We start from the raw sequence: 13210 nt of genomic DNA, 5'->3' as shown, positions 1-13210 counted from the left end.
CCAGTGATTTGAGATCTGCTGATGTCCCTGCTCGATCGCCTGAAGCCCACGCCGCGATGGAAACACGCGGATGCGCAAGTCCGCCTCGCCGCGGTCCACGAGTTCGACGTGTCCCGTGAGGACGCGCTGGCGGTGCTCGCCTCGCTCGCGCGCGGTGACGCCGACGCGCGCGTGAGGAAGGCGGCCGTCGGACGCATCGGGAATCCGGCGGTCCTGGCGGACGCCGCGCGCGACGATGCGGACGAGCAGGTGCGGCAGGCCGCCTGTGAAGCGTTGGTGGAGATGGCGACGGGTGGGGGCGATCGTGCCGCGGCGGCGCTCGCCGGCCTGCGCGACCCGAGACAGCTGGGGATGGTCGCCAAGAGCGCCGCGCTCGAACCGGTGCGGCGCGCGGCGGTCGAGCGGATCGACGATCCGCGGGTGCTCGGCAGCGTCGCGCGCAACGCCAGTGACGTTGCGGTGGCAGTCCGCGCGATCGAACGGCTGGACGATCGCACGGAGCTGCTGAACGTCGCCCTGCGTTCGGATCAGAAAGACGCCGCCATCGCGGCGTTCGAGCGCGCGGCAGGGGGGCGCCCGGATGACGTCGAGCTGCTGAGGAACGCGGCGGCGAAGGCGGTGAACAAAGGGGTGCAGAGGCGCGCGCGGGCGCTCCTGCAGCAATGGGAAGAGGCCGAGGCTGCCCGCCAGGCCGCGGACCTCGCGCTGCGGCAGCGCGAGGTCGAGCTCTGCCAGCGTGCGGAGGCGCTTGGCGAAACGGGCAACTGGCAGGACGCCGCGCACGAGCTGCAGCACGCCGAAGAGGCGTGGCGCAGCCTTTCATCCACGCACGACGATCTCGCCGCACGGTTCGCCGCCGCCTCGGCTGCGGCGCGCGCCGGGATCGCGAAACGGGAGCAGGAAGCCATGGAACGCGCGCGCCTTGAAGAAGCGCAGCAGCAGGCGCTGGGAGTCCGGCGCAACCTCGTCGAACGGATTGAAGCGCTCCAACCGTCCGGCGGCATGAAGGAGCAGCTGGACCTCGCGCGCGCGGAGTGGGAAGGGCTGCCGCCGGTGGAAGGGTTCGAGGCGGAGGCCTTCGCGTTGCAGCGGCGCTTCGACGACGCGTGCCTGAACTGCGAGACCGCGCTGCGGCGGCGTGCGGAGGCGCGTGCCGCCCTCGAGCAGCTCGACGCGCTCGCGACTCGGCTCGAGGCCGCCGCCGCCGAGCAGGATCTGCCGGCCGCGCGCGAGCGCTGGGCCCCGCTCGAGCGCGAGTGGCGCGAGCAGTCGGCCGCGATTGCCGAGCGCCGGGGAGTCGGTGTGGATGACGCGCCGCTGCAGGATCGCTACCGCCAGGCCTCGGCGCACATCGAGCAGCGGCTTGCCGACAAGCGCGCGTCCGACGAGAAGGCGCAGCGCGACACGCTGCGACGGCTCGAGCGCCTCGCGGAGCGCCTCGACAAGCGGGCGACCGCCGACGACCTGTCGCTCAAGGAGGCAGACCGCGGGCTGAAGGAGTTACGCGAGGCGATCGATGAGCCCGGAACGCTGCCGACGCGAGAGGACCGCGACCGCGTGCTGGAGCGGCTGCGGGCCGCGCACGCGGCGCTGATTCCACGCGCTCGTGATTTGCGCGAGGCGGATGACTGGCGCCGTTTCGCGAACGCGACCGTCCAGGAAGAGCTGTGCGGGCGGGTCGAGGCGCTGCAGCAGAAGATCAACACCGCCGAACAGCCCGACCTCGAGGCCGCCTCGAAGGAGCTTCGGGAGATCAACAACCGCTGGCGCGACGTCGCCGAGGCGCCACGCGGGCAGGCGCAGGCGCTGTGGCACCGCTACCGCCGCGCGTTCGACCAGGTGCGCGCGCGCACCCAGGAGTACTTCACGCAGCAGGCGGCGCAGCGCGGCGAGAACCAGCAGCGCAAGGAAGCCCTGGTGCGCCGCGCCGAAGAGTTGATGGACTCGACCGACTGGATCCGCACCGCCGATGAACTGCGCAAGCTCCAGGCGGACTGGAAGGCGATCGGTCCGGTCCCGCGCGATCAGGCGAAGGTGCTGTGGGATCGTTTCCGCACCGCCTGCGACCGCTTCTTCACGCGCAAGCAGGAGGATCTGAACCACCGGAAGGAAGTCTGGGGCGCGAACCTCGAAAAGAAGGACGCGCTCGTCAAGCGCGCCGAGGAACTCGCCGAATCGACCGACTGGGACCACGCCGCCGCCGAGCTCCGCCGGCTGCAGGCCGAGTGGAGGACGATCGGCCCGGTGCGCAAGAACAAGGGAGAAGCGCTGTGGAACCGCTTCCGCGGCGCCTGCGATCGCTTCTTCGAGCGCCACAAGCAGCGCGATCAGATCGCGGCGACCGAGCGGCTCCACGCCCGCGAAACGGTGCTGGGGCAGATCGAGGCGCTCGTCCTCCTCGCGCCCCCGCCGGACGACATCGTCCAGCAGCTCCGGACGCTGCGCCAGCGCTGGGAGCACACCGGCCACGTGCCGCACGACCAGGCCGAGGCGCTCCAGCAGCGGTACGAGGCGGCGATTGCGCAGATCCTCTCCAGCCATGCCGAGACATTCCGCGGCACCGACCTCGATCCCGATGCGAACACGCAGCGCATGGAGAAGCTGATCGCGCGTGTCGAGAAGCTCGCCGCCGAGCAGGCGCCCGCGGCGATGTCCTCGTCGGAAGCGCTCGCGGCGATGCTGCGCGAGGCGCTCGCGTCGAACCAGATCGGCGGCCGCTCGAGCGAGGACGCGCGCTGGCGTGCCGCGGCCGAGGACGTCAAGCAGGCCCAGGCGGCGTGGAAGCGGATCGGCCCGGCGCCCCCCGACAAGTCGCGCGAGCTGACCGAGCGCTTCCGCCGCGCGTGCGATCGCGTGTTCGAGCGGCATCGGCGCAAACTGGCCGGCACGCGCGGGTGATCTGTTTCACCGCAGAACGCGCAGAATCCGCCGGAACCTTCTCTTCGGGAAAAGAGAGTGTTACGACTGCGACTTGACCGTTCGCATCGCGCGATCCGCGACGAGAAAATACGGGACGGCCAGCGATGACAGCGCGGCGGCGAAGCCGAACGCGGCCGCGTAGCCGTACTGCTGGATGATCCATCCAAGGGCCGTGGATCCGGTGCCGATTCCCGTGTCGAGCGCGGCGATCATCGCGCCGTACGCCGCGCCTCGGCGGTGGGAATCCACGCGTCCAAGCATGTAGGCCATGAATACCGGCCACGCGGTGCCGTAGCCCGCGCCGAAAACGGCGGCCGACGCGATCATGGCCCCCCGCGACGCCGGCAGCACTGCCAGCACCGCAAGCCCGATGCCCGCAACGATCATCGATGGCAGGAACACGCGCCGGTACCCGAACCGATCGCCGAGCCGCGCCGCGAACGGACGGCTCAGCAGGATGGCGGCTGCCACGCTCGTGAGATAGATGGCCCGTGGTGAGATGCCCTCAGCCTCGGCGTACATCGCCGAGAAGCTGGTGACGCCGCCGTAGCCGAACGAATACAGGAAGACGCACAGTGAGACCACGAGCACGCGCCACTCGAGCGTGAAGCGGTGCTCGGACGGATCGGCGGGTCGGTGCAGCTCCTCGAGCGACCACGCGATCGCGGCCATGATCAGGTTCAGGGCAAGCATGACGCCGCACAGCAGCAGCCAGCCGCGGCGGTACACCAGGAACCCGATGTTCGGCGCCAGCGCGATCGCCAGCACCGTCGAAAGTCCCCAATAGCCGATCCCTTCGGCGCGGCGCTCCTCGGGCACCAGCGCCGTGACGTAGGCGCCCGACGCGACCATCAGTCCCGACCAGAAGATGCCGTGCGGGACGACGAGCGCCAGCATGACCGCGGGGCTCGGCGCCAGCGCGTAGGCCACCGAGAACCCCGAGATCGCCAGGCTGCCGATCTGCAACATGCGTCGATGCCCGATGCGATCGGCAAAGGCTCCCGTGAACGGCGCCGAACAGGCGGAGGCGTACGTCAGCAGGCCCAGAAACAGCCCGGCGGCGAACGTGCTGCCGCCAAGGTCGCGTATGTGGAACGGCGCGGTCGGAAAGAGCTGGAACGCGGAGATGAAGACGGTGAAGCTGAACCCGCACATCACGAAAAAGCGCGGGGTGAACAGCGGGCGAGGCGGAGGCAACTACATCATTCTGCCTCTAACGCGACGGCCGGATCCACCCTGGACGTTGATATCATCGCTTCATGGAACAGCTACGCCCGTCGAAGCTCTGGAAACAGATGCCCCAGGAGCGCCGTCTCGAGGCCGCGCGCGCGTTCTGGGACGACGAGCAGTCGGTGGAACAGCACCCGGAGGCGGTCGCGGCGATCGCGCAGCAGCTGAAGTTCAGGCCGAAGAGCGCCGCCGCGCTCCCCGTTGAAAGACGCGCGAGGTACCTGGCTGGGCTCCCTTCGATTTCAGACCTGCTTGCCTCGCGCCTGCTGGTGGCCTATCACCTCGCGCGACAGCGTCCGATGATGGGACGTTTCCTGGACCTGCTGGGTATCGCGCACGACGACGGGTTGATTTCCGAAGAGGACGTGAAGCGGCCGGAGAAGGCGCGCATGGCGACTGCCGTCAAGGCCCTGCGGCACGAGTTCCCGGCGGAGGACGTGGACCTCTATTTCGCCACGCTCGCGGGACAGGATCCGGACACGTGGAGCGATCTCACGGAGCCGGTGTCCGCCTGACGTCAGACGTCCGCGCGAGCAGGACCTCCTGCGCGACGCGCAAGCCGCTCTCGACCGCGCCGTTCATGTAACCCTGCCACCGCCACGAGGTGTGCTCGCCGGCGAAGAAGACGCGCCCGTGCGGCCGGCCGAGCCATTCCCGCAGCTCGGGATCGTACGAGGGCTTGAACACCGCGTAGCCACCCTGCGCCCACGGATCGGTTTCCCAGGTGACGATCTGGGAGGCCAGCACGGCCGTCCGCTCGGCGCCGAGCCACGCGAGATGCGCCGGGAGGCCGCGCGCCCCTTCGCGCGCCATGATGGCCTGTATGTGCGACGAGGCGCGACCGCCGGCGAGGAAACTGAGGATTCCCGCGCGCCCCGCCTGGTCTTCGTTGCCTTCCCACACCGCGCCGACCGGCAGATCGGTGCCGAACGCGCGCACTCGCCCCGGCGCCCGCCAGAACCGGCGATCGAACTGCACCAGCACGCGCGTGGCCGCGCCGTAGGACAGCGAGGCAATCGCCGTGGCCTGCCGCTCCGGCAGCGGCGGGTCCATTTCGATCGCCTTCAGCGTCGCCGCGGGCATGGCGCAGATGACGTAGTCGGCGGTGATTTCCTCGAGCGCGCCGCTCCGCTCGCGGAGCCGCACCTGCACGCGGGTCGCGCCCTGCGCGATCGCGACGACCGTCGTGCCCAGGCGCACGTCGCGGGCGAGCGGCCGGGCGAGCGCCTGGATGATTGAGTCGTTCCCGCCACGCAGCCGAAACAGCCGCGCGCTGGCCGGATCCCCTCGAGCATTTTGATCGTTGGAGAACTGATCCACGAGCGCGAGCAGCGAAAGATCTGGAGGGTCGGCGAGAAAGAACCCGCGCAGGCCGACCGCGACGCGCGTGAGGTCCTCGTCGCCGAGATCGTCGAGCCAGCTCTGGACCGAGCGCCGCGAGAGCTGTGTCGCCACGCCGCCGTGCCAGCGCTGCTCGCTGAGCTTGTAGGCGCGGATCTCGTCCTGGAGATGCGACGCGAGACGTTCCCAGGCCTTCGGGCCGCTTTCGATCTTGCGTCGCGCGGTCGAGTAGTAGGCGAAGCCGCCGCGCAGAATCCGCACGGGCTCGCACCCGAGTTCTGCCGCCAGCCGCAGCAATTCCGCCTGCGAGCCCTCGATGAGGTCCGCACCCGCTTCCGCCCACTGGCCCTGCTCGAAGTCGCGTCGCGTCCAGACCCTGCCGCCCAGGCGATCCCGCCGGGCCTCGATGACGGTCACGTGCGCTCCAGCTTTGTGCAGCTCGTACGCGGCCGTGAGCCCCGCGAGTCCTCCTCCGGCAATGACAACGGACGGGTTTCGCAGCGCATCAACCACGTCCACCAGCATAGCAGCGGCCTTGCCGGTCCTATTGGTCAAGGGGAATGGATGAATGAATAATGTCCGCATGCCGGAACGCCTCCACCAGTTCCCGCCGCTGGCAGGGCTGTGCGCGCGCGCCGACGCCCAGCGTGGCGGGCAGCCGGTCGAAACGTGCGCCGCGGTGCTGCACCGCCTCGCGTACGTGGCGCAGCGCGTCGCGATCATGACGGCCGCGTGGCTGCCGTCGACACCGGAGTGGGAGGTCAAGCAGGCGCTTGCATTCCACGGCTGGATCGATGCGCAGCACGCGGCGTGGCTGTACGCGCGGATCGCCGAGATGCGCGAGCCGCCTCCCGCCATGCACGACATCCCCGACACGCGGCTCGAGGCGGCGCTCGACGAAGCGGGCGCCGCCGCCTCGACGCTCGATCGCGTGTCGGTCATGTACGGCGTGGTCCGTCCCGCGTTTCAGCACGCGGTCGCCGAGTACCGCCGGCGGACCCATCCCATCGCGGATCAACCTTCCGTTCGCCTCATGGCGGCGATTGAGCACGACTACGAAGCGATCGCGGCCTGGAGCGAGCGCGCGCTCGCGGTTGAGCGGGAGGCCGGCGGCGAAGAACGCCTGGCCGGGCACGTGGCGGCATGGCTCGACGCCGCCGGCGGCGTGGACGGGCATGCGACAAGGCCCGCGCGCGAGCCGAAACGGCGCGCGGCCGCGCGGTACGAGCCGGCCGTTGTTCCGCGGCGCGACGCCCGGTTCTCCGGGCTGTTCGATACGTCGACGCCGGCCGATGTGGCGTACTTGGACGAGAGCCGCGACCCTGCCGAGCGCAATGCCGCGCTGATGTTCAAGCGGGTCAGGGAAATGGATGTTCCGGAAGTCATCGCCGGCATCATCGCGGAGCGATGGATGGCCGCGCGCAATGCGGTCCGGGAGGGCGCCCCGCCGGCCGGACCGGACTGGACGTACTACGTGCATCTGTTCCGGCAGATGTGGGACGAAGCGCGCCACGCGATGCTCGGCGAGATCCTGCTCGAACATCACGGCGTGGACTGGCGGCGGCTGCCGATCAACATGACGTTCTCGTACAAGCTGGCGCGCCACTGCACACCGGTCGAACGACACATCCTGCTCTACGCGATCGAGCAGTCCCTGATGCCGAAGACGACCGGGAAACCGTACGAGCACCGGATCGCCGTCGAGTCAGGCGACTCGCTCTCCGCGCTGTTCCATGACTTTGATTGGGCCGACGAGGTTCTGCACGTCGAGGTCGCGCGCCGGTGCCTCAAACCCGAATTGCCTGGCGGCCTGGGCGAGGCGCGCGCGCGCGCCGATGCGCTCTGGCAGCGCCTGGGCGAAACGCTCGAGAAAGAGCCCCTGCCGCGCGACGATCCGCACCGCGCAGCGCTCGCGGACTGGTGGACGTTTTACGTGAGGAAAGTGACCGGGCACGATCCGGCGCCGGTCCGGGATACACACGTGAAGGACTGGCGGCCGAACTCAGGGTGAAGAGGGCTTCGTCAGATCGACGCTGACCTGCTGCGCGGCGCCGCCGGTGACCGTGACGGGCACGCGGCGCTCGCCGTACTCCGGGTGCTTGAAGACCAGCTCGCGCGAACCGAGGGTCACGCTGACGTTGGCCAGCGGTGTCTCGCCCAGCCGTTCATCGTCCACCCAGACCTCGGCCCACGGTATTGCGTTGACGTTGATGAGACCTTTGGGGGTGACGGCCAGCCGCTCTTCTTCGCCCGGCGCGATGTCGACCCCGTGCGAGGACCGATACGCCAGCGACTCGTTCACCAGTTCGATCGTGTGCGCGCCGGCCGACAGCACCAGCGGCCCCTCGCCCGCGGTGCCGATCTGCTTTCCCTTCTCGAAAATCTGGAGCTCGATCGGCGCCGACACGATCACCCAGCCGGAGTAGATCGCCAGATCCAGTTTCGTCGTTTCTCCCGCGATGACGGTGACGCGACGGCGGACGTTGCCGTTTGGCCCCTGTACGACGACGAGATGCCGTCCCGGCGGGAGATCGGTGAGCACGAGCGGCGTCTCGCCGCCCGTTTCGCCGCGCAGCTTGCCGTCGACGAACACCTTCGAGCCGGGCGTGTTCGAGATCACCTCGATGCCGCCCGTCTGCACGAGCGCAGTCCAGTCGAGGCGCTCCACGCGCCGTGCGCCGGACGCGACGTCAACCGACCAGGTGTGCTCCGTGCCCTTGCGTGTCAGCTTCACGGCATGACGGCCGGGCGGCACCTGCAACACGGCGGGCGTCTCCCCTTTCTTCTCTCCGTCGATGAACACGTCGCTTCCGGGTGGCGTGCTTTCGATCACGAGGATCCCCGGCGCAACCGCGGCGGCGGGAGACGTGCCTGACCATTTCATCTGTGTCGCGGCAACGCCCGCCACCAGCACGACCACCGCGGCGGCGACGGCCTTCCACGGGAGGCGGAAACCCCGCTCCGGCTCCTCCGCGGGACGCTCGAAGATGGACGCGGGACGGTCCGTGAATTCTGCGCGTGCGGGCGCGCTCTTCTTCGCAGGTGGCGCGTTCTTCAGGCGAATCGTCACGGGCGCGGCCGGCGACATCACCGGTCCGGCACCGCCACCAGCCGCGGGCTCGACCATCGGCGACTGCGGCGACACGGCGGCGCTCCGAGGGAACGAATCAGCCTCCTGCGTGATTGGCGCAAACGGGCTTGGCGGGAGCATTGCCGCCGGCAGCGACGGGACCGGCGGCGGCCAGGCGATTGGCGGACGCGGTACTTCGGGCGGCGGCGTCGCCTGAGCGGCGCCCGCGCCCTGGTCGAACGGCGCAAGCGGGCTCGGCGACACGACGCGGGGCCCCGTCTCGACCGCGATCTCAGGCAACGGATTCCGCGCCCACGCGACCGAGGCCGACTCCGCGGCGGCGACGGCAGCAGGTCTGTCCGGGGGGGGGGCGGGTTCGAACGGTTCGACGGGTTCGACGGGCTCCTCGCGGGCGAGGACCAACGGCTCGGGCTGCGCGATCGGCTCTGGTGCGGGCTCCTCCGTCATGACGGCAGGCGCCGGCTCCGGTTCGAGCGTCGCCTCGGGCTCACGAACCGGCTCGGGCTCGAAGGATGGCTCCGGCTCCGGCAGCGGCTCGACCTCCGTGAACGCGAAGTCCACCTCCGATGGCAGCGGCGTTTCGAGATCGACGAGAAATTGCACGAGTGCCGGCCGCGCCAGCGCGCGCTCGCGGTCGGTCAGCAGCAGGGCGCACGAGTCCGCCGCGGCGTCCGATGTGCTGAAGCCGCCCGCGCTGCCCGCCCCCGTCGCGCGCGTCAGCCAGCCAATCACCGGCTCTGCGAAGAGCCGGCCGCCGCGAATCATCGCCGCTTCTTCGACCTCGACCAGGAGCGCATCGGCTCCTTCGACGGAGTTCCCCGCATCCACCGGACGTCCGAGCATCAGCGCGATCGCGACAAGCGCGGCCTGACGAACGTCAGCGGCAAACGAGAACGGCTCTCCCAGCCAGTGCGCAATGCCGAACTCCCGCCACAAGCGCGCCGGCGCGAAGTTCGACGCTTCGATCACCTCCGCGTACGCGTAGTCGGCGACCACCACTTCACCTTCGGCGCTGACGATGACGCGATCCGGATGGAGGCAGCCGTGCGGCAACCCGGAGAGCGAGTGAAAGGTGTGCGTCGCGGCGAGAATCTCCGCGGCAAGGAACAGGCCGATCGTGAGGTCGGGAATCAGCTCGCGCTCCCGCGCGGCGCGGAGCGCGTCGCTCAGGCGCATGCCCGAGATGTGGTCCGAAATGACGGTCAGCCGCCCCGTCGCGCGGTCGTGCTCGACGCCTCGAACCGACACGAGGCGGGGGTCGGCGATCGAAGCGAGCCGCCCGATTCGGCGGCGCAGGGCGGATTCATACGCGGCAAACTCAGGGCGCGGGAAGAGCCGCTCGCGGATCTCTCCCGACTCGCGATCGAAGAACAGATCCCGTTCGCCCAGGCCGTCTCGGAAACCCGACGAGGAGAGCATGAAACCTTCTGAAACTTTCGCCTATCTGCAATGGAAAAGCCACGTACGATCGGGCCGACCCACCAAAAACGTGAAGTTTTCCAAACGATTTCTCGGTTCGGCAGGCTGTTTCGTCCAGCAGGAACGCGGAATGGACAACGCGATAACAAATTTGTAATTGCCTGGTCGGGTAAGATTGCCCCAATGAACAGACGTGAATTGCTGGAAAGAGCCGCGGGCGCCCCGCTGCTCGCCGCCTTGGCTGTGCAGCCCGTGCAGCGAACCACTGCGGCACGAACGGTTTACCCGCGCCGGCTCGCCCCAGGGGACACGGTGGCGCTGGTCGGGCCGGCCAGTGCGACCTTCGAGCGGATGGATCTCGACATCGCGCGCGAGTCTCTCGAGGCGCTGGGGCTCAAAGTCGTCATCGGCGACCACGTTCGTGATCGACACGGGTACCTCGCCGGCAGCGATGCGGCCCGCGCGGCGGACATCAACCGGTTCTTCGCCGATCCGTCGATCCGGGCTGTCCTGCCGATCCGCGGCGGCTGGGGCAGCAGCCGGCTGCTGCCGTACCTGGATTTTGCGGCGATCGCGCGCAACCCGAAGGTCGTGCTCGGTTACAGCGACATCACCGCGTTGCTGCTCGCGATTTCCGCGCGGACCGGGCTGGTCACGTTCCACGGCCCGAATGGCATGGGGCGATGGGATGCCTGGAGCGCCGGGTTCGTGCGCCGCGTGCTGTTTGCCGGCGAAGCGGTGAGGTTCGAGAACCCGCGGGAGCGCGGCGAGTTCCTCGCCCAGACCGAACACCGCACCCAGACGATCGTCGGCGGCGTGGCGCGCGGGCGGTTGCTTGGCGGAAACCTCACGGTGCTCACCGCGCTCCTCGGCTCCCCTTACCTGCCCTCGTGGGACGGGGCCATTCTCTTCCTCGAAGATGTGGGCGAGGACATCTACCGCGTGGACCGGATGCTCACGTCGTTGAAGCTCGCCGGGGTTCTCGGCGAGCTGCGCGGGCTGGTGTTCGGAACGTGCGAGGAGTGCGAGCCCGGCGACGGCTATGGCTCGCTCACGCTCGAGGAGGTGCTGGACGACCACGTGCGCCCGCTGAACGTGCCGTCGTGGCGCGGCGCCATGATCGGACACCGCATGCCGCAGTTCACGCTGCCGGTCGGCGCCGAGGTCGAGATCGACGCCACGCGCGCGACGATCCGGATGCTGGCGCCGGCGGTGGCTTGATCACCGCTTTTTTCCCGAGTACTCCAGCATCTGCGCCGTCAGATCCATCGGGTACGAGATCTTCACGTCCGTGATCGTGCCGTCCGGCGCAGTGACCGGCTCGAGACGCGGCTGCACGAACCCGGTGTAGGACGGCATCTTCAGCTTCTCGACGCGCGCGACCACCTCGTCGCGAAGCGCAGTGTCGAAGTGCACGCCGTAGGTGTCGAACAGCGCCCTGGCCGCGGCGTAGTCCCCTTCCGATTTGATCCGCTGCGCCTCCGCCAGCAGCCGGCCGACCCCCTCGCGAAACGCGCGCGCGTCGGTCATCACGTAGAACGTCCTGCCGTTACGCCTGCGGACCTCGATCGCCTCGGTGTTCGCCATCAGCCAGTGCACGATCATCTGGCGGTTGCGCATGTGATCTTCTTCGATCTGCGATCCGTGCCGAATCCGCCGGAGCTGGACGAGCGCGTTGCGCGTGTAGGACTCGTACTCGGAGCGCACGATCTCTTCCTGGTCCGCGGCCTTGACGAGCCCAAGCTCCGCGAGCTTGCGATCGGGCAGGTAGTAGAGCGCCACGAGGTCGGCCCGCGCCTCTTCGAGCGCCGAGTACTGCTCCTTGAGCGCCGCCTGCGGCGTCCCTTTCAGCCCTTCCGACACGCGGCCGGAGGCATGGCCGATCACCTCGTGCATGTTCGTGTGCAGCTCGCCGGCGAAGCTGCCCCACTTCTGCGCCCGTTCCGCTTCCTCGTCCGTCCAGGAGAACTCGCGGCGGAACGACGGCAGCTGCGACTTGTCGTAGGCCTCGGTCACGTTCGACAGCGAGACGGACTTGCTGCCGTACCGCTCGCGGATCGCCTGGTCGTTCGGCAGGTTGATGCCGACCGGCGTAATCGGTCCGGACTCCCCTGATTCCACCACCACGTCGATCGCGCTCGCCGTGATGCCGTGCACGCCGGTCTTGCGGTATTGCGGATCCCACGGCATGTGGTCCTCGAACCACTGCGCCTCGGCCGCCAGCTTGCGAATCTCCTCGGTCTTCTCCCGGTTGACGTAGTACACGAGCGATTCCCAGGCGCCCTTCTGCCCACGCGGATCCATGTACACTTCGATGAATCCGTTGATCGTGTCCACGGGGGAGTGCTTGTCCTGCACCCACGCGATGTCGTACGCCTCGCGGTCCGCGGTCTCGCCGGTCTGGTAGAACCTGACCAGCGCCTTCAGCGCGCTCGCCATCGGCGCCGTCGCGTGAGGAATCGCCGCCTCGAGGTGCTTCACGATTTCCGAGATCTGCCGGCCGTACAGCCCTCCGACGCGGTAGACCTCCTCGACGAGCGTTCCGTCCTTCTTCACGAGGCGGGAGTTCAACGGGTGTCGTTCCTCGAACTGCTCCAGGTCCTTCATCGACACGCCGACGTACAGGTTGTTCGCGCTCGTCGCAAGCATGTCCCGGCCTGCGCCCGGTGTCTTGTTCGTGACGATCGGGTCCACGTCGGGATCGAAAAACAGCGGCTGCATGCGCGCAAGCATCGCGTCGAGCGTCTCGCCGCGCTTCTGCGGAAACCGGGCGCCGGCGGCCTGCGCCGCCTTCGCCGCTGTCGCGAACGCCTGCGGCGCGCACCGCAACACGAACTTGCGGGCGGTGAGATTGTTGTAGGGCCCGGTGTTGATCCAGAACAGCTTGGCATACCGCAGGATCTCGCCGAGCGTCTGCGGATCGACGTTCCCGGGATGCGAGACGATCTCCTCGATGACCTCGCGCATCTCGAGGTTGTGCGCGTACCGCTGGTCGTAGAAAATGTCCCGCCCTGCGAGCGCCGCCTGGTACAGATGCCAGATCAGGATCTTGTCATTGAGCGGCAGCGCATGGAACCCATCGGCGTACAGTTGCGCCACGGCCGCATCGTCGATCTGTTCGAGCAGGTACTTTCGGCCCGTCTCCTCCCGCGCCGCCACGGGCGTCGTCGCCGCCATCGCTGCCACCAGCATGAACCATCCTCTCCACAT

The 13210-nt window shown here is 68.9% G+C and carries 8 protein-coding genes; 4 read left to right on the top strand and 4 right to left on the bottom strand.

Annotated elements, in window-relative coordinates; all coding sequences use genetic code 11:
• Positions 1-21: 21 nt before the first annotated feature.
• Positions 22-2898: a DUF349 domain-containing protein gene (locus HYU53_04880; GenBank protein MBI2220521.1), complete on the top strand. Its 2877-nt coding sequence runs from the start codon at positions 22-24 to the stop codon at positions 2896-2898.
• A gap of 60 nt (positions 2899-2958) precedes the next feature.
• Here HYU53_04880 and HYU53_04875 read toward each other — a convergent pair whose 3' ends face one another.
• Positions 2959-4116 (bottom strand): MFS transporter, encoded by a 1158-nt coding sequence (locus HYU53_04875; GenBank protein ID MBI2220520.1) that lies wholly within the window; start codon positions 4114-4116, stop codon positions 2959-2961.
• A gap of 62 nt (positions 4117-4178) precedes the next feature.
• Between HYU53_04875 and HYU53_04870 the strand changes: the two genes are divergently transcribed.
• Entirely contained in the window at positions 4179-4664 is a 486-nt protein-coding gene (locus HYU53_04870; GenBank protein ID MBI2220519.1) for a hypothetical protein, read from the top strand.
• Here the strand turns inward: HYU53_04870 and HYU53_04865 are convergent.
• Positions 4642-6045: an FAD-dependent oxidoreductase gene (locus tag HYU53_04865; GenBank protein ID MBI2220518.1), complete on the bottom strand. Its 1404-nt coding sequence runs from the start codon at positions 6043-6045 to the stop codon at positions 4642-4644. The genes HYU53_04870 and HYU53_04865 overlap by 23 nt on opposite strands.
• Before the next feature lie 28 nt (positions 6046-6073).
• On the opposite strand from HYU53_04865, the gene HYU53_04860 reads away from it, so the two are divergent.
• Entirely contained in the window at positions 6074-7501 is a 1428-nt protein-coding gene (locus HYU53_04860; protein MBI2220517.1) for a hypothetical protein, read from the top strand.
• Here HYU53_04860 and HYU53_04855 read toward each other — a convergent pair.
• Positions 7493-10000: a PEGA domain-containing protein gene (locus HYU53_04855; protein MBI2220516.1), complete on the bottom strand. Its 2508-nt coding sequence runs from the start codon at positions 9998-10000 to the stop codon at positions 7493-7495. The genes HYU53_04860 and HYU53_04855 overlap by 9 nt on opposite strands.
• A 183-nt stretch (positions 10001-10183) precedes the next feature.
• On the opposite strand from HYU53_04855, the gene HYU53_04850 reads away from it, so the two are divergent.
• Positions 10184-11221: an LD-carboxypeptidase gene (locus HYU53_04850; protein MBI2220515.1), complete on the top strand. Its 1038-nt coding sequence runs from the start codon at positions 10184-10186 to the stop codon at positions 11219-11221.
• On the opposite strand, the gene HYU53_04845 is transcribed toward HYU53_04850, so the two are convergent.
• Complete coding sequence (locus tag HYU53_04845; GenBank protein ID MBI2220514.1) at positions 11222-13210, bottom strand: peptidase M49; 1989 nt, start codon at positions 13208-13210, stop codon at positions 11222-11224.

It is taken from the genome of Acidobacteriota bacterium (genome assembly GCA_016184105.1).
Taxonomy (GTDB): Bacteria; Acidobacteriota; Vicinamibacteria; order Vicinamibacterales; family 2-12-FULL-66-21; genus JACPDI01.
The sequence above is the reverse complement of the archived record's forward strand: the minus strand, read 5'-3'. Positions and strand labels throughout refer to the sequence as shown.